General features: G+C 24.5%; 34 protein-coding genes. 16 read left to right on the forward strand and 18 right to left on the reverse strand.

All coding sequences use genetic code 4. The features are described 5' to 3' along the window. Nucleotides 1-7: 7 nt before the first annotated feature. Together AACK91_RS00075 and AACK91_RS00080 are read left to right on the forward strand one after the other, a co-directional pair. A complete protein-coding gene (locus AACK91_RS00075) occupies nucleotides 8-634 on the forward strand; it encodes a hypothetical protein (protein WP_338963227.1) in 627 nt (208 codons plus the stop codon). Nucleotides 635-707: 73 nt separating this feature from the next. Next, nucleotides 708-1,046, forward strand: coding sequence for a hypothetical protein (locus tag AACK91_RS00080; RefSeq protein WP_338963229.1), 339 nt, complete (start codon nucleotides 708-710; stop codon nucleotides 1,044-1,046). 18 nt (nucleotides 1,047-1,064) lie between these two features. Here the strand turns inward: AACK91_RS00080 and AACK91_RS00085 are convergent, their stop codons facing one another. The 8 genes from AACK91_RS00085 to AACK91_RS00120 all read right to left on the reverse strand — a co-directional run bounded on the left by AACK91_RS00085 (nucleotide 1,065) and on the right by AACK91_RS00120 (nucleotide 5,925). Then, nucleotides 1,065-1,274, reverse strand: coding sequence for a hypothetical protein (locus AACK91_RS00085; RefSeq protein WP_338963231.1), 210 nt, complete (start codon nucleotides 1,272-1,274; stop codon nucleotides 1,065-1,067). 185 nt (nucleotides 1,275-1,459) lie between these two features. Continuing rightward, nucleotides 1,460-1,966 carry a hypothetical protein gene (locus AACK91_RS00090; protein WP_338963233.1) on the reverse strand — a complete coding sequence of 169 codons (507 nt, stop codon included), beginning with the start codon at nucleotides 1,964-1,966 and terminating at the stop codon, nucleotides 1,460-1,462. Next, nucleotides 1,951-2,874: a recombinase RecT gene (locus AACK91_RS00095; RefSeq protein ID WP_338963235.1), complete on the reverse strand. Its 924-nt coding sequence runs from the start codon at nucleotides 2,872-2,874 to the stop codon at nucleotides 1,951-1,953. Before AACK91_RS00095 ends, AACK91_RS00090 begins: the two co-directional genes overlap by 16 nt. A gap of 1 nt (nucleotide 2,875) precedes the next feature. Beyond that, nucleotides 2,876-3,577 (reverse strand): hypothetical protein, encoded by a 702-nt coding sequence (locus tag AACK91_RS00100; protein ID WP_338963237.1) that lies wholly within the window; start codon nucleotides 3,575-3,577, stop codon nucleotides 2,876-2,878. A gap of 2 nt (nucleotides 3,578-3,579) precedes the next feature. Then, complete coding sequence (locus AACK91_RS00105; RefSeq protein ID WP_338963239.1) at nucleotides 3,580-3,717, reverse strand: hypothetical protein; 138 nt, start codon at nucleotides 3,715-3,717, stop codon at nucleotides 3,580-3,582. 1 nt (nucleotide 3,718) lies between these two features. Further along, entirely contained in the window at nucleotides 3,719-3,940 is a 222-nt protein-coding gene (locus AACK91_RS00110; protein WP_338963241.1) for a hypothetical protein, read from the reverse strand. Nucleotides 3,941-4,447: 507 nt separating this feature from the next. Next, nucleotides 4,448-4,684: a hypothetical protein gene (locus AACK91_RS00115; protein ID WP_338963243.1), complete on the reverse strand. Its 237-nt coding sequence runs from the start codon at nucleotides 4,682-4,684 to the stop codon at nucleotides 4,448-4,450. Nucleotides 4,685-4,941: 257 nt separating this feature from the next. Continuing rightward, on the reverse strand, nucleotides 4,942-5,925 hold the full coding sequence (locus AACK91_RS00120; protein WP_338963245.1) for an IS30 family transposase: 984 nt from the start codon (nucleotides 5,923-5,925) through the stop codon (nucleotides 4,942-4,944). Between the two features lie 265 nt (nucleotides 5,926-6,190). Between AACK91_RS00120 and AACK91_RS00125 the strand changes: the two genes are divergently transcribed. The 8 genes from AACK91_RS00125 (at nucleotide 6,191) to AACK91_RS00160 (ending at nucleotide 14,149) form a co-directional block, all read left to right on the forward strand. Continuing rightward, the gene (locus AACK91_RS00125; protein WP_338963247.1) at nucleotides 6,191-7,153 is read left to right on the forward strand and encodes an IS1/IS1595 family N-terminal zinc-binding domain-containing protein; all 963 of its coding nucleotides are present in this window, start codon (nucleotides 6,191-6,193) and stop codon (nucleotides 7,151-7,153) included. A gap of 243 nt (nucleotides 7,154-7,396) precedes the next feature. After that, nucleotides 7,397-7,795, forward strand: coding sequence for a hypothetical protein (locus AACK91_RS00130; protein WP_338963249.1), 399 nt, complete (start codon nucleotides 7,397-7,399; stop codon nucleotides 7,793-7,795). Then, nucleotides 7,788-9,248, forward strand: coding sequence for a PBSX family phage terminase large subunit (locus AACK91_RS00135; protein WP_338963201.1), 1,461 nt, complete (start codon nucleotides 7,788-7,790; stop codon nucleotides 9,246-9,248). The genes AACK91_RS00130 and AACK91_RS00135 overlap by 8 nt, the downstream gene beginning before the upstream one ends. Further along, the gene (locus tag AACK91_RS00140) at nucleotides 9,248-9,526 is read left to right on the forward strand and encodes a hypothetical protein (RefSeq protein WP_338963203.1); all 279 of its coding nucleotides are present in this window, start codon (nucleotides 9,248-9,250) and stop codon (nucleotides 9,524-9,526) included. The genes AACK91_RS00135 and AACK91_RS00140 overlap by 1 nt, the downstream gene beginning before the upstream one ends. Then, a complete protein-coding gene (locus tag AACK91_RS00145) occupies nucleotides 9,519-10,910 on the forward strand; it encodes a hypothetical protein (RefSeq protein WP_338963205.1) in 1,392 nt (463 codons plus the stop codon). Before AACK91_RS00140 ends, AACK91_RS00145 begins: the two co-directional genes overlap by 8 nt. Nucleotides 10,911-10,913: 3 nt before the next feature. After that, nucleotides 10,914-12,437, forward strand: coding sequence for a hypothetical protein (locus AACK91_RS00150; protein WP_338963207.1), 1,524 nt, complete (start codon nucleotides 10,914-10,916; stop codon nucleotides 12,435-12,437). A 9-nt stretch (nucleotides 12,438-12,446) separates the two neighbouring features. Next, nucleotides 12,447-12,836: a hypothetical protein gene (locus AACK91_RS00155; RefSeq protein ID WP_338963209.1), complete on the forward strand. Its 390-nt coding sequence runs from the start codon at nucleotides 12,447-12,449 to the stop codon at nucleotides 12,834-12,836. Continuing rightward, a complete protein-coding gene (locus AACK91_RS00160) occupies nucleotides 12,815-14,149 on the forward strand; it encodes a hypothetical protein (RefSeq protein ID WP_338963211.1) in 1,335 nt (444 codons plus the stop codon). Before AACK91_RS00155 ends, AACK91_RS00160 begins: the two co-directional genes overlap by 22 nt. A gap of 36 nt (nucleotides 14,150-14,185) precedes the next feature. Here AACK91_RS00160 and AACK91_RS00165 read toward each other — a convergent pair whose 3' ends face one another. The 3 genes from AACK91_RS00165 to AACK91_RS00175 form a co-directional block, all read right to left on the reverse strand. Next, nucleotides 14,186-14,707, reverse strand: coding sequence for a lipoprotein (locus tag AACK91_RS00165; RefSeq protein WP_338963213.1), 522 nt, complete (start codon nucleotides 14,705-14,707; stop codon nucleotides 14,186-14,188). A gap of 98 nt (nucleotides 14,708-14,805) precedes the next feature. Continuing rightward, the gene (locus AACK91_RS00170; RefSeq protein WP_338963215.1) at nucleotides 14,806-15,570 is read right to left on the reverse strand and encodes a lipoprotein; all 765 of its coding nucleotides are present in this window, start codon (nucleotides 15,568-15,570) and stop codon (nucleotides 14,806-14,808) included. A gap of 18 nt (nucleotides 15,571-15,588) precedes the next feature. Beyond that, nucleotides 15,589-16,044: a hypothetical protein gene (locus AACK91_RS00175; RefSeq protein ID WP_338963217.1), complete on the reverse strand. Its 456-nt coding sequence runs from the start codon at nucleotides 16,042-16,044 to the stop codon at nucleotides 15,589-15,591. A 312-nt stretch (nucleotides 16,045-16,356) separates the two neighbouring features. Between AACK91_RS00175 and AACK91_RS00180 the strand changes: the two genes are divergently transcribed. From AACK91_RS00180 to AACK91_RS00205, 6 genes are all read left to right on the forward strand, one after another. Next, complete coding sequence (locus tag AACK91_RS00180) at nucleotides 16,357-16,818, forward strand: hypothetical protein (protein WP_338963219.1); 462 nt, start codon at nucleotides 16,357-16,359, stop codon at nucleotides 16,816-16,818. 15 nt (nucleotides 16,819-16,833) lie between these two features. After that, nucleotides 16,834-18,198, forward strand: coding sequence for a hypothetical protein (locus tag AACK91_RS00185; protein WP_338963221.1), 1,365 nt, complete (start codon nucleotides 16,834-16,836; stop codon nucleotides 18,196-18,198). Nucleotides 18,199-18,204: 6 nt separating this feature from the next. After that, nucleotides 18,205-19,143, forward strand: coding sequence for a hypothetical protein (locus AACK91_RS00190; protein ID WP_338963223.1), 939 nt, complete (start codon nucleotides 18,205-18,207; stop codon nucleotides 19,141-19,143). After that, nucleotides 19,133-20,314 (forward strand): hypothetical protein, encoded by a 1,182-nt coding sequence (locus tag AACK91_RS00195; RefSeq protein ID WP_338963225.1) that lies wholly within the window; start codon nucleotides 19,133-19,135, stop codon nucleotides 20,312-20,314. The genes AACK91_RS00190 and AACK91_RS00195 overlap by 11 nt, the downstream gene beginning before the upstream one ends. A gap of 16 nt (nucleotides 20,315-20,330) precedes the next feature. Continuing rightward, a complete protein-coding gene (locus AACK91_RS00200; protein ID WP_338963227.1) occupies nucleotides 20,331-20,957 on the forward strand; it encodes a hypothetical protein in 627 nt (208 codons plus the stop codon). Nucleotides 20,958-21,030: 73 nt separating this feature from the next. After that, complete coding sequence (locus tag AACK91_RS00205) at nucleotides 21,031-21,369, forward strand: hypothetical protein (protein WP_338963229.1); 339 nt, start codon at nucleotides 21,031-21,033, stop codon at nucleotides 21,367-21,369. 18 nt (nucleotides 21,370-21,387) lie between these two features. On the opposite strand, the gene AACK91_RS00210 is transcribed toward AACK91_RS00205, so the two are convergent. From AACK91_RS00210 to AACK91_RS00240, 7 genes are all read right to left on the reverse strand, one after another. Continuing rightward, nucleotides 21,388-21,597, reverse strand: a complete 210-nt coding sequence (locus tag AACK91_RS00210) for a hypothetical protein (RefSeq protein ID WP_338963231.1) — start codon at nucleotides 21,595-21,597, stop codon at nucleotides 21,388-21,390. Between the two features lie 185 nt (nucleotides 21,598-21,782). Continuing rightward, complete coding sequence (locus AACK91_RS00215) at nucleotides 21,783-22,289, reverse strand: hypothetical protein (protein ID WP_338963233.1); 507 nt, start codon at nucleotides 22,287-22,289, stop codon at nucleotides 21,783-21,785. Next, nucleotides 22,274-23,197 (reverse strand): recombinase RecT, encoded by a 924-nt coding sequence (locus AACK91_RS00220; protein ID WP_338963235.1) that lies wholly within the window; start codon nucleotides 23,195-23,197, stop codon nucleotides 22,274-22,276. The genes AACK91_RS00215 and AACK91_RS00220 overlap by 16 nt, the downstream gene beginning before the upstream one ends. A gap of 1 nt (nucleotide 23,198) precedes the next feature. Continuing rightward, nucleotides 23,199-23,900, reverse strand: a complete 702-nt coding sequence (locus AACK91_RS00225; protein ID WP_338963237.1) for a hypothetical protein — start codon at nucleotides 23,898-23,900, stop codon at nucleotides 23,199-23,201. A gap of 2 nt (nucleotides 23,901-23,902) precedes the next feature. Beyond that, the gene (locus AACK91_RS00230) at nucleotides 23,903-24,040 is read right to left on the reverse strand and encodes a hypothetical protein (RefSeq protein WP_338963239.1); all 138 of its coding nucleotides are present in this window, start codon (nucleotides 24,038-24,040) and stop codon (nucleotides 23,903-23,905) included. Between the two features lies 1 nt (nucleotide 24,041). Next, nucleotides 24,042-24,263, reverse strand: a complete 222-nt coding sequence (locus AACK91_RS00235) for a hypothetical protein (protein WP_338963241.1) — start codon at nucleotides 24,261-24,263, stop codon at nucleotides 24,042-24,044. 507 nt (nucleotides 24,264-24,770) lie between these two features. Further along, a complete protein-coding gene (locus tag AACK91_RS00240) occupies nucleotides 24,771-25,007 on the reverse strand; it encodes a hypothetical protein (RefSeq protein ID WP_338963243.1) in 237 nt (78 codons plus the stop codon). Between the last annotated feature and the right edge of the window lie 28 nt (nucleotides 25,008-25,035).

Genomic DNA, 25,035 nt, shown 5'->3' on the forward strand with positions numbered 1-25,035 from the left:
TTAATTAATGAAACAAGATAAAACAACTTGATTAAAGGGTGCCTTACCTTGAAATTGATTTAAAAAAGACCCTATTCCAACTTATAATTGAAATCATAAAGATATTAGAGAATGAGAAAGAAAATATAAAATTCGTAGTTGAGTAGTTAGTTTTTATACATTGATATTTTTAGCATTAAATTGTTGATTAGAATATGGCATGATTAATGCAATAAAAGATAATATTAATTGATATAATTATGGACAATATTGAGGTAATGGAATTGCTATTTTACTAACACCTTTATTTACATATGGAATTCAAGGTATATTTGTTGCTAGTAGTAAACCAAAAGTAGATATGAAAATTGATATTCCACGATTAAAAATATCTAAAATGGGATTAGTATTTACAATTTTACCTTTAATTACTTTAATAATTTCTTTAATTATTATTTGAATTGATAAATCAAAATGAAAAAAAGACCATTTAAGACATTGTTTGAACTGCCGTATTAATCCGCGTGTTATTCAACCAAGAATAGCAAAACAATGAAATAATTTGGATGGTATAACAGAAGAAATATTTAAAAATATGCAAGATGAATATACTAAAAAACAAGAAGAAAATAACAAAGAATTAAATTTAAAATAAACTATATATAGGGGCGGTTGATATTTTTGGGTGGTTATATAGTTTAATTTATAAATTATTTTGTTCTGAAAGAATGGATGGCCACTGTTTTAGTAAGAATAAGAAAGGAAATATAAAAATGGAAATTAGTAATGAAATAGTAATTGCTTTACTTGTGTTAGCTGGCGCAGGAGGAATGGGTAGTCTTGGTATTCTAGGGTTATCTGCTAAAAAAATTAAAAAATATAAAGCAGAAATTAGAGAATTAAGAACTGCTGTTATTGCTCACGAAAAACATTTACGAGGACCTGATTATGCAACAGAATTAGCATTAAAAACAGGTCAAATTAAAAATGTTAAAAAACAAGTTAAAGTAAATGACAAAAAACAAGCACAAAAAGATGCTATTAAAAAACTAACAAATAGTATTTAAAAAAATAACCTTAATTGGTTATTTTTTATTTTCTAATATTAAGTCTAAATTTTTAACTTTACAAATAACTAAATTATTTTTTCCATAATTATTTTTATAATATTCTCAGTATTCAGTTGAATTAATATCTACATCTTGTTTATCAATCCCAATTATATATTCACCACGAGGGTTTTTACAAGGGCGATTACCTTGTTCAGAGCGATAACATAAAATATAATTATTCATGTTCTTTATTTCCTTTATCATTTGTTATATAAAAGTTAATAAGATATTCTATTTTTTGAGAATAAGTACTAAAATTTAATTCATTTCAAACTTTTTCTTCGTTTTTATTTAAGTAAATATTAACATTCCTAATTTTGCAAGAATAATATTTTCCAGTTTTTTGATTATATGAATGTTTCATAATATTAACTTTCATAATTAGCAATAATAATGGCATCTCGTAAATGATTACTTATTTTTTCATTATTATATTTTCAACCTTTACCATATTGATAAGTTAAATTAGTATCTTTATCAAATTTTCATATACAACTATCATTATATTTACTTAAATTTTCCATATTTTTAACAACTGATTTAGTATGTTTAGGTGATACCCAATTATAACTAACTCAAGTATTTTCAATCGCACCCAGTAATCTTAATAAATCATCTCTATCTTTACTAGCATTAGCAGATGTATATAAACAATCTTCAATATTTAATCCTTTTGGAAAAAGTTCACCTTTATTTTTTACATAATAATCTGAATATAAATATTCATCTATAAATTCATCAATAAATTTATAATGTTCTTTTCAATATTTACTAGTAAATTCATTTTGTTTAATTAATTTATTATTTTCATATATAACAATAGCAGTAGTACCAGTTCCTGATGGGTCAATACCTATTTTTATCAAGTGGCTCATTCCTCATCGTTATTATTATTAACTGCTTTTACTAAATTTGAAATATCTTCTTCTTTAACTACATTATCGTTTATTTCCACTATTTCATCATTAGGTGGGGTATTATAATTTATATTATTTGATAAAGTTTCATCGTTAATATGCCTCTTATTTTGGGTGAAAGTAGCATCATTATCAATATAAATCTTTTCATCATTAGTTGTAATAACTGCTTGATCTGATTTATATGCTTGTTGTAATTCAACTGACATAATACCTCATTTTCTTAATAATGATGTTAATACGGTTTTAAGGGCCATTTCATCAAAACTAGCAATATAAAATGATTTATTTTTAGCATAAGTTTTAGAATATTTCATAAAATGATTTTCCATTTGTTCTTTTGTCATATATAAAGTTTTTTCAAAACCATTAACCATTTTAAAATATGCTACATAACCAATAATTGGTAATTTTTCTCTTTCATCTTCATTTTGAATTCAATTAAAACTAGTTCCTTTTAAACGATCATAATTTACTAATTCATTTTCTCTAACATCTGATACTGACATATCTAAATATTGACCACTTCTTTGTGCTAATTGAATATAACCTTTATAACCCATTTGAAATTGAGCTTGATTAATTCATTCTTGGATTTCGCGACCGTTAATAATTCTTGTTATTTTAGTATTATATGGAACTACATAAGCATAACCAAATTGTTTTTCCATTGGTAAATTTAATAAAACTCCTTGATAACAAGCAGTCATAATTGTTTTTGGATCTGCTTTTTGTAATAATTCATTACTATTTGATATTGCAACTATATTACTTTTAAATCTTGCAATTTCATTTTCATTAGAAAATTTACTTTTTATTCATTCTGTTGCTTTATCTGTTCTTAAAAATTCAACAATATTTGCCATATTATTTTTCTCCTTTATTTATTTTAAAATTAATACCTTTAACCCCAATTAAATTAATATCTTTATTACTATCTCACTGATCTTTAATTTCATTTTTAACAATTTGTTCATCAACAACTAAATAATTTTTAATAAGATTAATAAGTTCTAATTTATCAGCATTTTGTAAAAAATCATCATTAATACCAATAACCTCAATATCTTTAATTAATAATTTTTCTTTCCGAAAATTACTAGTAATAATTTTTAATTCTTGCTCTTGTTTTGCTACACTTTTAATTTCTAAAAATTGTTCTTTTTTATGAGTTTCAATAATTTCATTTTGTTTTTGAAATTGAATATTAATAACATTATTTTTTAAAGAATCATGATTATTCTTAATATTATTTTCTAAATTCAAAATATCTTTTCTAATAAAATTTAATTCATCTTTAAAAGATTTTATTAATTCTAATGGTTCTCTAAAAATATAATCAATTTTTGAAACTACTAATTTTAAATCTTTTAGTGATTGTGATTTATATTCTCCATTTATTAATCAAGCTTGTTGTCGATATATAAATTCTGCTAATTCTTGTCCATTTTCATCAATTCATTTTTTAATTGTTAATGCTTTTAAACTTAATTCTTTAAAATTATTTCCTTTTAAATAAAATGGATACGTAATATTTTTAACTTCATTATTTAATTTTAAATCTGCCATAATTAAATTTCCTCTAATTCCATTTCATTAATTAAATTATCAATATATTCATAAGCACTTTCTTCTGAATGACATTCTTCTAATGCCATATTAAATAAATCTTCTTCAGTATAAACATAACCATTTTCATCTTTTCACATACTAATTTACCTCGTTCTTTGCTATTAATATTTCTATTAATTTTCTTCCTTTTTGTTCTTTAATATCAAAATAAGTTATTTCTTGATTTAATAAATGTGCTTCTTCATTTTTAATTAAATTAATATCATCATTAATATTTTCTTTTTGCCCTGTTTTATTATCAAATATATTAATACAAAAATCATTGTACATATATATTGATATTAGATTTTTGATTGTCATATTTACCTCCTATTTTTAACTCGCTGGCACTCACTCCCAAGTGAAAGTGCCAAAGCGAGAGTTAGTTATATAATTAAGTATTTATCTATTTATTTACTACGCCATCCGCTTCACTGCGGGTGAGCGGTGGCGGTATGTTTTATTGTTTAATGTTTAATAATCGACAGTTGTTTTTATAAGATAATGCCAGAGAATTCTCTCTCTTCATCCGCACCATTTCAGGTCAAAGCGTTCAGTTTTTAAAATAAATTCACTTGCACCTTGAAGAGCCTAATGCTGACTTTGTGGTTTTTAAAACCTCTGTCATCCTCTAATGGGATAATATCTATCGCAAATTTATTTATAAAGTGGCCATCTCAATATTTATTGTCGTTTGATGTTGACCCCGCACTTATCACGACTATCGCTTGTTAAAGCGTCTATTATTTACGGACTGATTACCGCTGGGCTAGACCGCCTATGTGGAAAAAAACACTTAGTTATTTAAAATAACTGTTCCACCCTGCATTAAGTTGTTTTATAAAATCAAAGTTTAAAAGAACCAGTTTTATCATCAAAGATAATTTTTGAATTTTCTAGTTTTTGATAAAACTGTTTTTGTGTTTTATCTTTTATTTTATTTAATAAATATTTATGTTTTTCACAAGTTCATAAAACTTTATTTGATAAAAATTCTTCGGTAATGAATGATACTGCTTTATAGCAATCATTAACATCACATATTTTTTGTTGTTTAATTATCATTACCTCCTTTTAGGGATTTTTTATTTCAAATAAAAAAACAACCCTAACAAGAGTTGTTTTTTGGAGCTTCATCGTACATTATACGTAACGTATTATGTAAATCTAAGCTCCAAATTTATCTCTTGTTATTTTAATAATAACACTTTTTAAAAGAAGTGCAACTATTTTTTTAAAAAAATAAATTATTTTTAAATTTACCCTATTTTTGGCATATTTAAACACACTGAAAAATAATTTATTAAATTTTTCAAATAAACTTATCTAAAATTCTCTAAAAATACTTCTTTTGAAGTTCTTCAATTAAGAACAGGCCTTAATTTTTCATTTATAATATCGACTACTAAATCTATTTCTTGTTGCGTAACAAGATTAAAATCTGTCCCCCTACCATATCGTTTTCTAAATTCACGGTTTAGTCTTTCAATTAATGGTTTTTGATTAGGCGAAGCAGGGTCACAAAAATAAACATTAGAACCAGTAATCTTTTCCATTTCTTCAAACTTACTAAATTCTTTTCCTCTATCGGTTATTATTCCTTTAATTTTTCCAACTAAACCATTAATTCTAACTATATGTTTAAGTTTTTCTAAAACTTCATTAGCAGTATGTTCTTCTAATTTCATAGCAAAGTATTTTTTACTTGATTTCTCTGTCAAAACTAAACAACTAGATTGATGTTCTTTTCCAACTACGGTATCCATTTCAAATCAACCAACATCTGTTTCTTTATTTTCAATATCTCATATTGATTTAAATCTTTCATCTAATTTCCCACGATTATCAGGTCTTTTCTTTGTTCTATTTCTTCTACCACCATTTAATAAATTTTTCTTTAACAAACCCAAAAGACCTAAAAAAATTCATTTATAAAATGTTTTAAGACAGGCAGGAAATTTGATACCAAATTTTATTAAAAATCGCTGAATAATTTCTGCTGGTGAATCACCCAAAATATTAAATCGTAAATTTAAAAATTCTTGTTGTTCTTCTGTAAATGTAGGTATTTTTTTAATACACTTTTGTCGTTTTTTATAATAATCATCATGTGCCTCACGGGCATTATAATCTTCTATATTTGTAAATCTATTAATTTCTCTTTTAACAGTATTAATATCTCTTCCTGTTTGTCTTGATATTTCAGATAAATTAAGTGTGCCATTTTTCTTTTTGCAACTATCAGATAAAAATAAATCCTTAAAAAATCTTCGTTCATCATATTTTACATGTGTATAATCTTTCATTACTCTATATTTCCTCCAATTCTTTTATAAAAATAGTTATACATTAAATTTATAAAAAAGATAAATTTTCACATTTTTTTAAATTAAAATTATTGACAAATATATTATTAATTATATAATTATATTGTAACAAGCTCCAATTTATCTCTATATGCTTGTATACTAAAATAAAAAGTAAAGTAATTCTTTAATTTTGTCGAAAACTCTTGATATTTATAAAATATACCTAAAATTAGGTATATTTTTAATATATAGAGGTAAATAAATGATGAAAAAAATAATTACAGAATTAATAAATAGCTTAACAGATGATCAATTTTTAGAATTTTATGAAAAAATAAAACAACAAGCAGACTTAATTAAAAAACAAAAACGTTTAAATGAAATTGATCAAAAATTTAGAGATAAAGGCATTATATGTCCTAATTGCAAATCTTTTCATTGTGTTAAAAATGGTCATAATTCCGAAGGAAAACAAAAATATTTATGTAAAAAATGTCGTGCTAGTTTTGATGCATTTCGTCATCATTTTACTTATTGAAGTCATTTAAATTATGAACAGTGAAATTTATTAATTCAAATTTCATTGTTAGGACAATCTAGTAAAATAATTTCTCGTTTTATTAAAACAACCCCAAAAACCGCTTGATATAATCGACAAAAATTAATGCAATCAAAACAATTAGAAAATACACAGTTAAAATTTAAAAAATTAAATGGTCAAATCCAAATGGATGAAACATTTATTAAAGAAATTCATAAAGGCAATTTTAAAGATAAATTTGATAAACGAAAAACTCATCTCGATCCATTTTCAACTGATACCAAATGCTGTATTCAAATGGCAGTTGATAGCAATAATAATATTTTTGTTCAATCCACCAATACCAAAAGATTACAAAAACAATGGATTATTGAAAATATGAATAAGCAACTAATTAAAGAAAAATCAATAATTATTTCTGATATGCAACCACTATATTTATTAGTAGCAAAACAAACAAATTCTACTCTATATTCCACCAAAACTAGTACAAACCCTGATACTAGTTATCAAAAGTTAAATAAGATTAGTAAATTACAATCCAGTCTTAAAGAAGCCTTAATTCATTATCATGGTTTGGGTTTCACTAATATTCAAAATTATTTAAAGCTCTGAAAATGAAAATACCAACACAAAGGTTTAACACCAAACCAACAATCAACGGTATTATATTTTAACGTTTAAAAAATTTAAAGCAAAATCATAATCTTACACAAAATTAGTTTTCAAATTGTCATATTGATGATTTTTTTTATTTCATCAAGAGTTTTCGACAAAATTAAAGAAGTAATTTACTTTTTTTTATTTTGATGTAAAATATAAATAATAAAAAGAACCGCGATGGTTCTTTCATAGTTTTTATTTACTCTTTTATTTAATCATATTCATTAAATAATAGCAATTTTAATATGCAAAAAGGAGTAAAAAATGAAAGAATTTAATCCAAATAAAGCAAGTTTGGCAACTTTTTATCGTAAAATAGAGCAATTTTGAGAAAATAAATCACCCAATAAACCATATACTTTGAATGATTTAACCAATGAATTCAATCTTTCTAACAGATGAAAGCACGAAACTTACAAGAGCGAAAAGATAGTTCCTTTACTTGAAAAACAAGTTGATAGAATTGAAAGTGAAATAATTAACTTTATGATGAAATCACCTGATGGTGCTAAATTATATTGACAACGAGCATTTAATTATAAATATTCACTGCAAGAAAAACAGTTAGAACAAGAATTAAACTTAAATAATCAACAACCAATAATTGTTAATTTACAAACGGATATTAGAGATATTAAAAAAGAAAGTGATAATAATGCTTAATCATTTTACTTATTTGTTAGAAACTCCTTATTGATTATTACAAAATAGTAGTATTGGTAATAAATATCCCTTTGCTAAAAAATATGAATTAGTTAATGAAATTAATCAAATTGGAACACGATATAGTGGTAAGACTATTTCAAATATTAAAATGTTTGGTGAATTATTAAAAATTAGTTTATTAATTAAAGAACCAATTTGTATCATTGCTAGTATGTATTGAAGTAAGGATTTAAAAGATAGTGTATTTCAAAATATCTGAAATATGTTAGATGAAAATCATATTCCTTATACTATTAACTTATCAAATTTTACTTTTACTTTATCAAATGGTAGCAAAATATATTGTAAAGGTTTACATTCACCAAGCCGGAAAGAAAAATTAAAAGCTTTTGCTGATTTGAATAAATATAAATTAGTAATTGATTGAAGAGAAGAATGTGACCAATTTCAACAAAAAGATTTAAGTGATTTAGAATTTGCTATTCGTGGGTATCAAAATAAAATAACAATTAATACATGTAACCCTGAAAGTTTAAAAAGATATATTGTTGGTTATTGTAATGAATTAATGCCTTTTAATGAAGAAATAATGCGTAGTAAATATGAACAAATTAATTATATCGAAAAATGAAATATGAAAATTATTATTCATTATTCTAGTTGAAGACTTAATTATGAATTACCACAAAATAAAGTTAATGAACAATTAAGATTAGAACAATTAGATATTGAAAGAGCAAGAGTATGGAGTTGAGGATTGCCTGGTAATACTAGTGGTTCAATTTTTGCAAGATATATTGATATTATGCAAGCAACAGATATTATTCAACCAACTAAATTATTAGGTGGTGTTGACTTAGCAAACTCTACTAGCCCCAAAGGGCATACAACAGCAGCGAGTTTTTGAATATATAATTCATTTGATAAAAAAGCCTATAAAGTAGCAGAATATGCACACTCAAATGCTACGCAACAATTTAAAGGACCATTAGAACAAGTTAAAGATATTTTAGAGTTTTACAACAATCAATTAAACCAATACTTTAATTTAATACAACAAGGAATATCAATTAATGTTGATGACAGTGCTTATGCAACATTAGAAAGTTTAAACCGAGAGAAATATAATTATACTTTTGGTCAATACATAAATTTTAAACCAGCACAAAAGCAGAAGTTTAAAATAAAACATCGTATTGAGGCATTTACAATGTTAATAAATACTAATCAATTAAAATGATTATGAGAAAAATGTCCTGTAAGTAAAACCCAATATGAATTAATTCAATGAGAAGATAAGCCCGATGCAAGAGAAGAACGAATGTTAGATTTATATGATGACACATTTGATAGTGATTTTTATGCTTTACACTTTGAATTAGTACCAATGGTTAAACATAATAGTTCAGCAGATTATAAATTATGACAACAAAGGGAGTGAATAACTTAATGAAAAAAGATATTTATGTAATACACGATGAAAGAGTAATTAATGCAAAAAGACCATATATGTCTGTTTGTGGACAAGTTAAAAAAAGACTTTGTCAAGAATTAAATAAAGATAATATCGCAATATGTAAATTAAATTTATATAACGAATATATTAAGAAATATCAAAAAGTTAAAGTATGTGTACAAGTTTTAGCAAATGAACCTAGTTTATTAACAGTAAATATTATTAATTATGCACTTATTTTAAAATTAAAGGAGCAAAATAACAATGAATAATACTTTTCCTAGTTTACCAAACTTAAATGATATTAATAGTGTTTTAAAATTTTATAATTATGATTGAACTATTAATTTAGCCAATATTATTGCTCGCCATCAAATGCGATTAGTTAATGGTAAAGATATTTTATTTAAGTCTCATCGTAAAGACATTTTAGAAAAATTAAATTGATGATATGAAACTTATAAAATAAAAGAAAAATTAGATAAAAATGAATTAACAGCAAGTTTAATGGGTAAAACTATCTTTGGTTTATTAGAGACTAATGACGGCAATATTGATTTATGAATTAACCCTTTTAACTTTACATCTCGTGTAAGTAAAATAAACGAAATTGAACAAGGTGCTGATATTTGATTAAATTATCATCAATCAGATAGTGGTTTTATTTTAAATTTAATTTGTACCAAAGATAAAATAGTTATAAAAGGTTGACCTAAAAATAATGAAGTAGTTGTTGGACAAAGTAAAACACAAATTAAAGATGATGTTAAACCTGTTTTAGTACAAGAATTTAAAAATAAATTAGGCATAGTTCCTTTTTGAGAAATGATTAATGAACCTAACCCCTTATTTTTATCTACATCAACTACATTAAACCTATGACCTACAATGGCAAATTGTTATAAATTACAATTTGATTTAGAAGATAGTTTTAATATTAAATCAAAAGAAAGATGAGCAAATCGTACTCATTGATATGGAATATTAGATGATGATTTAATGACTGCTTATAACAAAGGTAATAAAAAAGTATTACAAGATGCTTTTGATGATATTTTTATTCAATCAGGTCAATCAGCCGTAGATGGTCAATTATCTCAATCTTTACAAGTAGTACAAGGAACACCAACCTTAGAAACATATACGGAAGACCAAAAAGCAATTATTGAACAAGTATATTTAGCATGTCATTTTTCTAGTCCTTTTGGTGATAAATCAGATAATGACCAAAATAAAACACAATCTTTATTAACTAAAACCAAAGATTTAGAAAAACAAGCATATTTACAAGCATATCGTAAGCAATATTATACAAAAGTGTTTGATACCGTTTTAAAATATTACGGTTTATGAGATGGTACTGGTGAAAGACCTTATGGTTTTGATTTTGTTAGTGCTAGTTTAGTAGATCAAATGCGACAAAATGAATTAATTACTGCTAGATTAGATAATGGCACAATGGAACCAATAAGAGCAATTACTGAATATGAAAATATTGATGAATTAGAAGCAGCAAAATATTTAGAAAAAATAGAAGCATGACAAGATAAAATGCAAGCCAAAGAAATAGAACATAATAATAAATTAATGGAATATGATGAAACTGGTAATAATCAAAATGCCTTACAAGGTAGAACAGAAATTAAGGAGAATTAAAAAATGAGTAGAATTAACCCAGGGGTTATCGAAGAATTACGAAGACAAGCCCATGATACTTTAATAGATATTAGAGAAAACATAAAAGACAATCGCCATTGAATGGTATTTCCTTTTAATGTTTATAGTTCATATATTCCTGATACTGAAACAGGTTGAAAACCTAATAATGCTAAACCAAGTGATTATGGTAGTTATTCACGCATATTTGATAATATGGAAAGTACTATTGCACAATGACAAGATAGTTTAAAAATAGTCCAAAAATATAAAGGTGAAGAAATTAATATTTTAACAGTTGATGATTTTAATAAACAACCAGTTAATTCAACAATATGAGCAAATAATGAAACACCTTTTGCTATAAAATTAAAAGATGAAAATAATAATATTTATTGAAAATTAATTGATGGTGAAAATATTTATGATATTAATAGAATGCTGGCATACTTAAATCAATATAAATTAAGTTATTTTATTAATAATGATAATAAAGCCGATAATTTTTATACAAAAGAAGTTAAGGTTGGTAAATATTGAGATGCTTATATGATTGATGATAGAAGTTCAATTCAATTTGGTGAGGCTAAATTTGAACAAGTATTTACTCAACAATCAACTGAAAGACAATATACTTTATTAATTTTAGATGAAGATGTAAATAAATTAAATATTAATGATTATTATAATTTTTATACTGTATTTAATGATCGTGGTTTAAATATTGGTGGTGGTGATATTAATTCTGCACCACAAGATAGACAATGATTATATCCATCAAATGTTATTAATTATTATTCACCTTATGATGGTAGTTTTTTATGACAAGAAATTACCTTTTCAAGTATTAATGACAAAATTAGTAATAGTGGTTTATCAGTAAGACAATTTATTCAGACCAGCGCCCCGGGCGAGGGTTATTGTTTTCCTAAAATAACTTATAATGAAAAAACAAATACATACACTATTGAATTAGATGAAGTTTTATTAAAAGACCCAGGGGTTAGAGCAATGGCAGTTAAATTTTATGGTAATCCTATCTTTTTTGATATGCCAGTAATTGGGCGACCAATTATTAAAGGTCAATTTAATAAAAAAGTAATGAATTCAAGAGACTTATTAATGTATAACATGTATCCTGCACCACCTGATAAAATAAATACTTATGCATCACCTGAAGTAAGTTGATATAACATTCAAGGGATTCAACCAACTATGATAACTGGTTATGAAGATTGAAAAAAAGATATGGAAAGTAGATATGACTTTTGAAATCAAAAAAATAGTGAAGGAATTGTAATAACTGATAAAGCAAGTTCAACTGCAACAAATCCTAGTGTTGGAACAACTATTCATAAAGAAAATAATGACTCTAAATTTTATTGGTCTAAAAATTGAATGATTACTCCACCAGATAAAATAAAAGTAAATAATGAAGATGTTAATAATATAATTAGTACCCAAGCCTCATCATATTTTAGAAGAAAAGATGAATTTGGTAATACTGTTGGTCAAGTTCAAATTTAATATAATAAAATGGGTTCTTGTAATGTTTGAGATATTTTAAATATGAATAATTTTATTAATCGCCAAATTACAGTATTACCTTTAAACTATACGCAAAAATTAGTTTTTAACCCTTTTACGATACCGGGTGGAGTTGGTAAATTCTTAAACTTTATTTCATTTGGTATTCCATGAGGGTGAGTAATTAACCAAGATGAAAAAACTTGACCTAATTTTCAATGACTTAATGGTTTTATGAGTGCTAATATATTTATAGTTTTTATAATGATGCCTTTTGGTCTGAAAAATCAAAAGGTAAAGGTTATTTACCATTTGAAATATTTAGAGAACAAGGAAATGATAAAGTTGGTGCTATTTTTGGAGCAAATGCTACTAGTTTGGGTTTTACTACTTTATTAACAGACAAATTAAAAGGTACAGTTTTAACTAAAGATGGTAAAAAAACAAGTGAATTAGTTTATTCAACATATAATTTAAAACAATTAAATGAAAAAACTAACCGAGTTTATTTAATTAATGAACAAACCAAAGCAGTAGATGCCCAAACACCAGTAAGTAATAGTGAGTTAGATAATGATTTAGAATTCTTACAAACACCAGATGGTACAAATTGTAGTTATATAATTGATATGTTTTCAATTCAAGCATTATATAAAGGTAATTTTGAAATTATCTTTTATGCTGATAACCCATATACTAATAATGAAGAAGATTATTTACGCTTATCAGTATGAAGTTTTCGTGGTAAAACAAAAAGTGTGTTAAATAATTATTTACGTGATATGACAACTAATTATAAAACTAGTTTCTTATTACCACATGACTATGAAATACCGACATTTAATTATCCTGAGTATGTATTACCCCCAGTTCCATACAACTATAAAACTTATACAAAAGATATTATGCCTTCCGATGTAGTACTACCATTATTAACAAAAATTACTGCGCAACCACAATGTAAAATAACTGATACTCAAATAGCAACTATGTTTATGGTTAATATATTTGATGATACAGAAGAATATACAGGTTATTATGAAACTGAAATTGATTTAAAACAAATTGACCCAACAATTCAAAGTATAAGTAAATTCCAAGATGCTTATAAAACTATTGAAATAAGTAATCTAAGTAATTTACAAGTTGAATGTGGATTACCAAATATAGAAAATTTTATTCCTAATAGAAATATTAATATATTTGGCGGAACTGATGATTGTAGCAATAATTTATTTTCATTAAAAAATATAACTTTAAAAAACATTGGTTTATCACAAACTGATAAAATTAATTTTGATAATACAATAAGTTTATATACTGATAATATAAAAATAAATGATACCAAAACAATATATACTACTGCTTATACTAATGGGTTACCTTTTAAAGGGTATTCCACCATATATGAAACATCAACTATTAATAGTGTAAAATTTTTATTACAAACAACATTTTTACCTAAATATGGAGTTAATAATAAAATCAGGGAAACATATTTACAGGCGTATTATACAAATAATATGAAATTAAAAATTAGATTTACAAAAGTAATATTGCCACTTTTACAGTTTTATTATATGGATGCTTATAGAAAACCAAAATATTTTGGTAATGATAAAGATATTACATTAGATATTAATAATCCAAATGTATTGGGTATTAGAAATAATAGTAATAGTGCTGTTAAAATTACATTTAAACCAAGATAAAAATAAAAAAGAGATTTTTAAAAATCTCTTTTTATATTATTCTTTAACTTTTACATTACCATCTTCATCAATATTTAAATTAGGTAATTTATGTTCTTCACCACTTCAACGATAAACTGATTTAAAATAAGTGCCATTATCTTCTAATCAATAGTAATAAAAAGCTGGTTTAAAAACAACTAAATCATATGGAAAAATTGATATACTTTCACTTACCCCCCTTTTTCCTATTTTTAAACTTATATTATTTTCAATATATTTAGTATTATGTAAGTAATCAGAATGCTTAAATTTAACAATTTTTCATTTATCATTTTTGTCACCACGCCATACGACATAATATCATTTATTATCAACCTCATTAAATGGTTTTTCTTGTGGTGCTATTCATTCTAAATTGTTTTTAATAGTTTCATTTGTTGTATTTATTTGGTTTTCTTTTTTTAATTGTTCTAATTGCTCTTTTGTATATTCTTGTGGTTTATTACAAGCAACTAAACTTGTTGTACTTGTTCCAATTAATGATATTGTACCTATTATACTTAATATTTTTTTCATATTTATTTCTCCTATTTTTTGAAAAATTTGTTAATTTAATTAAAAATAGAAATAAATAATTTATTTCTATTTATTTTTATAAATCTAATTTTTTATTTTTATGAACATTCAGCAGCTGCAGCGCCGGCAGCTCCACTAATTGCACCTACTGCTGCTCCAGAAGCAGCTCCACCAAAAATAGTTCCAAAAAATCCAACTATACCTCCAAAAATAGCACCAGCTATAGTACCAATACCTGGAATAACACTTCCTGCAAGAGCCCCTGCAACTGCTGAAGAAGCTCCAACAGTTACGGCTGAAGGAGATGATGTAATCGCACCTCCAACTGCTCCACCAACAGCACCATTTATAGCTGCTTTTGATACTTCAGAATTACAATTATTTTTTTTTCGAATAATTTCACCTATTTTATTTTTATTTACATTACTTGTACCTAATTTTAATGCTAAGGCCATTGTTTTATTAGTAACTCACTGTATTTCAGATTGAGTTGCTTGTTCTGATTTAATATTATTTCATCATTGTTGATTACGTTCTTGTGCCAGTTGATTTACTCATTGTGTTAAACCCTGTTGTCATTCATTTTTTGAATTATTAAATGATTGTTGAGCTTGTAAGAAACGTTGTTGAGCTTGACTAAAGGCTGTATGATTTTGATTTCTTTGAAAATCTTCACCCGCTCTTTGATATGCTAGTTCAGCATTACGTCATTGTTGTGCAATTTGAATTCATTGAACTTCGCCTCATCTTTTATTACGTTTTAATACTTTTTCTTCTGATTGATATGGTGCAGCAGCAATTACAGTTGGTATAGCACTACTTGTGATTGTAACTGCTCCTAAAATACTTATTAATTTTTTCATATTTATAACCTTCTTTCTTTAATTAAGATAAATACTATTATTTGGACTTTCACTATCTCAATATACAATAGTATTTGTTTTAATAATAATTGATTGTTCTTGTTTTAAATTTTTTCAAATTTCATGAAATTGAGAAAAATGTTCTCAAATGAAATTTGCCATTATTTTTATATCTTCTTTATTTATAGAACCGCCAGCTCCGCTATGATCTGATTTTGGTAAATTAGATATTAATACCATAGTTTGACTTAAAAAATCTGCTTTGCTATCTGGTTCAAATTGATAAATAATTTTAAAAGCAGTATCTGATGATAATTTTAATTTTAATTCATCATGCTCTAAAAATTTATATCATTTTTCAAATACGTCATTACTTTTTTGTTCATGATTTTGATAAGGACTAGCGGCAATTGTTGTTGGTACAGCAGTTCCACTAATTGTTAATACACTTAATAAACTTAGTAATTTTTTCATTACTTGTATTTCTCCTTTTCTTAATCTTGAAACTTTTTATCAAGATCTACTTTCAGTATATATATATATATATATATATGCAATCAAAATTAACTAATTATTTAAAATTTTATCTTGTTAAATACCTCTTATTACGCGTTTTAAGGTCTAAATTAGCAAACAAAGATATTAAGTTTAGATTTATATATACAAAATATATTGTATTTATAAACTATTGGTATATAATTAAATTACGTTTTAATCTTTTTCCATAAAAAAGAGTTTATGCTGACTTGTTAATCGAACAAGAATAAAAAAAGAGGAGTTTATAAAATGGCACTTACAAAAGAACAATTAATAGAACAAGGTTTAAGTGAAGAGATTGCAGAAAATATCTTAAATCAGTTTAATAATGAAGCAAAGCAAATTAGAGAAAGTGTGCAAAAACGCGAAGATGTTATATCCAAAGAAGACTTTATTAAATTATCTAATGAATTAGATGAATTAAAAGCTTTTAAAGATGTTCCATCGACTAAAATTGAAGATATTAAAATTAATTTAGAAAAAGTTAGTGGTAGTTCTTTATCTGAAAAAATGCAAACTTTAAAAGAATTAAAACCTGATTTGTTTGTTGAAGAACAACCATCAGTTTCACCAACTAATTTTATTAAAGATATGATTGAAAAATCGGTTGAAAATAAAAATGATGAAATTGAAACTATTAAAGAAAAAGGAGCATATACTCCAGAAGAAATTAAAAAATTAACTGATTATACACTTAAAAACCTTAGATAATAAGGGAGTGAAATTATGGCAACAATTAATTTGCCACAAGTACCTTTTACATTACAAGGTAACACAACAGGTCAAAAAGCCTATGTTGATATGGTTAATGCTTTATTGCGTGGACCTTTATATAATGAATATGCAAGTATTATGCAGTATGCTACTGCAACCGCAGAACAAGTTGCTTGATTACCTAATGCAGGACAAGCACTATATAATTTAACTCATCGTGTGGTATGACAAGATGATTATTCATTACCAAATGGTGGGGCAACTCAAACAATGGGATTAACAAGAATTCCAGTTCCGATTGATAAGAGATTTAATTTAAAATTAATGAATGAGGCTTTTGACTTAGCATTAATAGAACAAAATATTAAAAATGGTGTTATTGCTGATGCTATTTCTAGTGTTGTACAAAATAAATTTGTTAATTTAGAATGTGAATTAATTCAGGCTATTTATGATTATTGTTTAGCAGATGGTCAATATGAAGTAATTCCATTTCGTAGTTATACAGCAGAAAATGCTGATGATGCAAATAAGGCATTCTTTACATTAAATGAAACTTTGATTGAATTAACAAATCAAATTAGTAATTTATATTTTGGATTGCCAACTGATAAAATGTTTATGGTTTTAGGTCGTAGAGCCTATTTAGGATTAACACCTGCGTATTTAAAAGTGATTGGTTCACAAGCCCAATTAAAAGCAATGGTTAATGGTGAATTATATGAAAATACCGCAATGGGTATTCCTGTATCTAAAAGTTTTCATTTAGAAAAAACATATACAAAAGGACAAGTTAACCGTGATAAAGGTTATAATTTTACTAATGTAAATGGTTTAATTATTAATAAACAAGTATGAGCTTATCCAATTAATATGGATACTATTCAACAAGTTTTAGATAATGATACTGCTAACCCTAAATGAATTGGTAAAGTACAATATGCAACACCAACAATTTTATATCCAAAAACATGTAAAATTATTTTAGAAAAAGCGCCAACCCAAGATGAAATTAATACTGCTAAAAGTAATCTTAATAAAACATTTAGAGTTCCTGTTGATTATGTAATTCCATCATCAAATAAAATTGATATTAGTGGGATTAATAAATTAGATAAACCAACTATTCATGTTGACGATCCAACTCAAACAACAGCAGAACAATTAAAACCACAATTTAAAGATGTTGTTTTAAAATCAGTAAAAGCGGTAAATAATTTTTTAACAGAAAATGATTATGATTACTTTATTGAAGCTAAGGGTGAAGATTGACCAATTAATATTAAAAATGACAAAACTGTTGAAGTTCAAATTGAAGGTAAAAACAATGCTACTGGTCAAACAAACCCCATTGATGTTGTAATTAAAAATTCTTAATAAACAATGAATTTACTAATATTACGCGTTTTAACTTTATTAGTATCTAATTTAGAAAATAAACCTTTAATAAGTAAATTTGTAAATTTAATTAATAGAGTTAATCAAGTTCAAAATAAAATATTAAAACCAATTAATTATATTACTGATAAATATAATAAAATTACAAGTAAAGTTGAAGATATTTATCAATGATTAAATCCTTTTACTTATTTAGATTTAATTAAAAAAGGTCATAAAAAAGAAATACAACAAATATTAAGTCAATTAGAAAAAGATAATAATATTCAAAATAGAGAACAATTTAAAAATGAAAATTATCTAAATACTAATTGACAGCCTTTAAATAGTAGTTGACTTGATAGTGGTATGTTTAATATTACAAATAAGTTAACTTTAACAGGTAATTTAACTATTTTAATATATACAAAAACAGCAAAACATCCAAAATTTTATGGTCCATATGTTTATCCTAGTGTTCCAGTTGAAATATGAAAATTATTAAGTAATGCTGTTTCTAATGCAGGGACTTTATTTTGGCGTTATTGATTAAGAAAATGATTACCTAGTCATTTAAGAAATTATATTAAAAAACGATTACCACAAGCATTAAAAGAAAAATATCCCAAAGGAACTACTAAATTAACATTACCAACAGTTCAAAAATTACAACAAATTAAAAAGTTTATTAATAATTTAAAGATTGGACATTTTAATTTTAATTTTGCTGGTGAAATTAATAATAAAAAATGATATCGAGAACGCCGAAGTGATGTTAAAAATATTAAGAATTTATATAAAACACCAGTTAAAAATAAATTTTATCAGGTTAATAAATCTATTAAAGCAATTAATAAAACCAAAAGAAAGGTTAATAGTTATAAACCAAATAATTTAAAAAATAAATATCGTAATCAATTAAGGGGTGTTTTATATGGAAAATAATTTAAGTAATTTGTTATTTATAACAGTTGAAGATGTTAAAGCAAGTAAACTTTGACAACCTATTAATGATCGTAAACAATCTGCTTATAATGATAATTTAATTTATAATGCTATTTTAAAAACTAGTTTATGAATGGATAGATTATCAGGTGGAACAATTTCAGATAAAATTAATAAAAAAGATTTGTTTCCTTGAGTAAAAAAAGATAATACTGGTTTAATTGAATATGATAAATGATTAAGTTATATTCAATCTGCTTGTTTATTAGCAGTTATAAATTGATATTTACCAAAAGGAGTTAATGATTTAACTGGTAGTGCTTCATTTTCACAAGGTGGAGTTGCTTATTCACAAACTAATGACCCAGAAGCAAATGAAAATATTACTCGTGATGTTAAAAATGCTTTAAAATTAGCAGGTGAAATTATTGATATTATATCTAGTAAAACAGTATCTAGACCTTATAATTATAGTTTAGATAATTATGCTCATCCATGAGAAGAAGAATATAAGCATATTAGTAAAAAAACTTTTTATCCAACATTATTATTTTGATTAAAAGAACGATTACAAACTGATAATTCAATAAATATTACTTATCCTACTATTAATGATTTTTCTAAAATTGATTATAATGAGTATATTAAATTAATAGTTCCCTTTGATAATAATACGATTTATTATGAAAATAATGTCTGAAAAGCAAAACAAAGTAGTGGTACTGATATAAAAATTGATAATAAAACTATCATTAAAAATGATAATGATGAGATTGAAGTTTCAGATTTAAAACAAGATAAATTAATAAGTGGTACAAATATTAAAACTATTAATGGTAATTCATTATTGGGGAATGGTGATATATCTATTAATACTGGTAATGATTGAGAATTAATTAATTATCCAGAAGCAAACGAAAAATTAACATTTAAAATTCCAGATTATGATTTAACAAAATATTTTTATAAAATATCAATTTCAATAACAGATTATGCATCTGCTAATAAATTTATAACATATTATTTTGAAACAATATCACAAAAATCAATATTTTCATTTTTAGCAGATAATTCTTATAAAAGAATAACAATTAAGCAAGATGGCTCAATTTCAAATGATACAAATAATATTGTTATTAAAGATTTAACAATTAAAAGAAAATTAATTTAGAAAGGATTTTTAATTAATGAAACAAGATAAAACAACTTGATTAAAGGGTGCCTTACCTTGAAATTGATTTAAAAAAGACCCTATTCCAACTTATAATTGAAATCATAAAGATATTAGAGAATGAGAAAGAAAATATAAAATTCGTAGTTGAGTAGTTAGTTTTTATACATTGATATTTTTAGCATTAAATTGTTGATTAGAATATGGCATGATTAATGCAATAAAAGATAATATTAATTGATATAATTATGGACAATATTGAGGTAATGGAATTGCTATTTTACTAACACCTTTATTTACATATGGAATTCAAGGTATATTTGTTGCTAGTAGTAAACCAAAAGTAGATATGAAAATTGATATTCCACGATTAAAAATATCTAAAATGGGATTAGTATTTACAATTTTACCTTTAATTACTTTAATAATTTCTTTAATTATTATTTGAATTGATAAATCAAAATGAAAAAAAGACCATTTAAGACATTGTTTGAACTGCCGTATTAATCCGCGTGTTATTCAACCAAGAATAGCAAAACAATGAAATAATTTGGATGGTATAACAGAAGAAATATTTAAAAATATGCAAGATGAATATACTAAAAAACAAGAAGAAAATAACAAAGAATTAAATTTAAAATAAACTATATATAGGGGCGGTTGATATTTTTGGGTGGTTATATAGTTTAATTTATAAATTATTTTGTTCTGAAAGAATGGATGGCCACTGTTTTAGTAAGAATAAGAAAGGAAATATAAAAATGGAAATTAGTAATGAAATAGTAATTGCTTTACTTGTGTTAGCTGGCGCAGGAGGAATGGGTAGTCTTGGTATTCTAGGGTTATCTGCTAAAAAAATTAAAAAATATAAAGCAGAAATTAGAGAATTAAGAACTGCTGTTATTGCTCACGAAAAACATTTACGAGGACCTGATTATGCAACAGAATTAGCATTAAAAACAGGTCAAATTAAAAATGTTAAAAAACAAGTTAAAGTAAATGACAAAAAACAAGCACAAAAAGATGCTATTAAAAAACTAACAAATAGTATTTAAAAAAATAACCTTAATTGGTTATTTTTTATTTTCTAATATTAAGTCTAAATTTTTAACTTTACAAATAACTAAATTATTTTTTCCATAATTATTTTTATAATATTCTCAGTATTCAGTTGAATTAATATCTACATCTTGTTTATCAATCCCAATTATATATTCACCACGAGGGTTTTTACAAGGGCGATTACCTTGTTCAGAGCGATAACATAAAATATAATTATTCATGTTCTTTATTTCCTTTATCATTTGTTATATAAAAGTTAATAAGATATTCTATTTTTTGAGAATAAGTACTAAAATTTAATTCATTTCAAACTTTTTCTTCGTTTTTATTTAAGTAAATATTAACATTCCTAATTTTGCAAGAATAATATTTTCCAGTTTTTTGATTATATGAATGTTTCATAATATTAACTTTCATAATTAGCAATAATAATGGCATCTCGTAAATGATTACTTATTTTTTCATTATTATATTTTCAACCTTTACCATATTGATAAGTTAAATTAGTATCTTTATCAAATTTTCATATACAACTATCATTATATTTACTTAAATTTTCCATATTTTTAACAACTGATTTAGTATGTTTAGGTGATACCCAATTATAACTAACTCAAGTATTTTCAATCGCACCCAGTAATCTTAATAAATCATCTCTATCTTTACTAGCATTAGCAGATGTATATAAACAATCTTCAATATTTAATCCTTTTGGAAAAAGTTCACCTTTATTTTTTACATAATAATCTGAATATAAATATTCATCTATAAATTCATCAATAAATTTATAATGTTCTTTTCAATATTTACTAGTAAATTCATTTTGTTTAATTAATTTATTATTTTCATATATAACAATAGCAGTAGTACCAGTTCCTGATGGGTCAATACCTATTTTTATCAAGTGGCTCATTCCTCATCGTTATTATTATTAACTGCTTTTACTAAATTTGAAATATCTTCTTCTTTAACTACATTATCGTTTATTTCCACTATTTCATCATTAGGTGGGGTATTATAATTTATATTATTTGATAAAGTTTCATCGTTAATATGCCTCTTATTTTGGGTGAAAGTAGCATCATTATCAATATAAATCTTTTCATCATTAGTTGTAATAACTGCTTGATCTGATTTATATGCTTGTTGTAATTCAACTGACATAATACCTCATTTTCTTAATAATGATGTTAATACGGTTTTAAGGGCCATTTCATCAAAACTAGCAATATAAAATGATTTATTTTTAGCATAAGTTTTAGAATATTTCATAAAATGATTTTCCATTTGTTCTTTTGTCATATATAAAGTTTTTTCAAAACCATTAACCATTTTAAAATATGCTACATAACCAATAATTGGTAATTTTTCTCTTTCATCTTCATTTTGAATTCAATTAAAACTAGTTCCTTTTAAACGATCATAATTTACTAATTCATTTTCTCTAACATCTGATACTGACATATCTAAATATTGACCACTTCTTTGTGCTAATTGAATATAACCTTTATAACCCATTTGAAATTGAGCTTGATTAATTCATTCTTGGATTTCGCGACCGTTAATAATTCTTGTTATTTTAGTATTATATGGAACTACATAAGCATAACCAAATTGTTTTTCCATTGGTAAATTTAATAAAACTCCTTGATAACAAGCAGTCATAATTGTTTTTGGATCTGCTTTTTGTAATAATTCATTACTATTTGATATTGCAACTATATTACTTTTAAATCTTGCAATTTCATTTTCATTAGAAAATTTACTTTTTATTCATTCTGTTGCTTTATCTGTTCTTAAAAATTCAACAATATTTGCCATATTATTTTTCTCCTTTATTTATTTTAAAATTAATACCTTTAACCCCAATTAAATTAATATCTTTATTACTATCTCACTGATCTTTAATTTCATTTTTAACAATTTGTTCATCAACAACTAAATAATTTTTAATAAGATTAATAAGTTCTAATTTATCAGCATTTTGTAAAAAATCATCATTAATACCAATAACCTCAATATCTTTAATTAATAATTTTTCTTTCCGAAAATTACTAGTAATAATTTTTAATTCTTGCTCTTGTTTTGCTACACTTTTAATTTCTAAAAATTGTTCTTTTTTATGAGTTTCAATAATTTCATTTTGTTTTTGAAATTGAATATTAATAACATTATTTTTTAAAGAATCATGATTATTCTTAATATTATTTTCTAAATTCAAAATATCTTTTCTAATAAAATTTAATTCATCTTTAAAAGATTTTATTAATTCTAATGGTTCTCTAAAAATATAATCAATTTTTGAAACTACTAATTTTAAATCTTTTAGTGATTGTGATTTATATTCTCCATTTATTAATCAAGCTTGTTGTCGATATATAAATTCTGCTAATTCTTGTCCATTTTCATCAATTCATTTTTTAATTGTTAATGCTTTTAAACTTAATTCTTTAAAATTATTTCCTTTTAAATAAAATGGATACGTAATATTTTTAACTTCATTATTTAATTTTAAATCTGCCATAATTAAATTTCCTCTAATTCCATTTCATTAATTAAATTATCAATATATTCATAAGCACTTTCTTCTGAATGACATTCTTCTAATGCCATATTAAATAAATCTTCTTCAGTATAAACATAACCATTTTCATCTTTTCACATACTAATTTACCTCGTTCTTTGCTATTAATATTTCTATTAATTTTCTTCCTTTTTGTTCTTTAATATCAAAATAAGTTATTTCTTGATTTAATAAATGTGCTTCTTCATTTTTAATTAAATTAATATCATCATTAATATTTTCTTTTTGCCCTGTTTTATTATCAAATATATTAATACAAAAATCATTGTACATATATATTGATATTAGATTTTTGATTGTCATATTTACCTCCTATTTTTAACTCGCTGGCACTCACTCCCAAGTGAAAGTGCCAAAGCGAGAGTTAGTTATATAATTAAGTATTTATCTATTTATTTACTACGCCATCCGCTTCACTGCGGGTGAGCGGTGGCGGTATGTTTTATTGTTTAATGTTTAATAATCGACAGTTGTTTTTATAAGATAATGCCAGAGAATTCTCTCTCTTCATCCGCACCATTTCAGGTCAAAGCGTTCAGTTTTTAAAATAAATTCACTTGCACCTTGAAGAGCCTAATGCTGACTTTGTGGTTTTTAAAACCTCTGTCATCCTCTAATGGGATAATATCTATCGCAAATTTATTTATAAAGTGGCCATCTCAATATTTATTGTCGTTTGATGTTGACCCCGCACTTATCACGACTATCGCTTGTTAAAGCGTCTATTATTTACGGACTGATTACCGCTGGGCTAGACCGCCTATGTGGAAAAAAACACTTAGTTATTTAAAATAACTGTTCCACCCTGCATTAAGTTGTTTTATAAAATCAAAGTTTAAAAGAACCAGTTTTATCATCAAAGATAATTTTTGAATTTTCTAGTTTTTGATAAAACTGTTTTTGTGTTTTATCTTTTATTTTATTTAATAAATATTTATGTTTTTCACAAGTTCATAAAACTTTATTTGATAAAAATTCTTCGGTAATGAATGATACTGCTTTATAGCAATCATTAACATCACATATTTTTTGTTGTTTAATTATCATTACCTCCTTTTAGGGATTTTTTATTTCA

This window comes from Spiroplasma endosymbiont of Sarcophaga carnaria, assembly GCF_964019595.1.
GTDB lineage: Bacteria > Bacillota_I > Bacilli_A > Mycoplasmatales > Mycoplasmataceae > Spiroplasma > Spiroplasma poulsonii.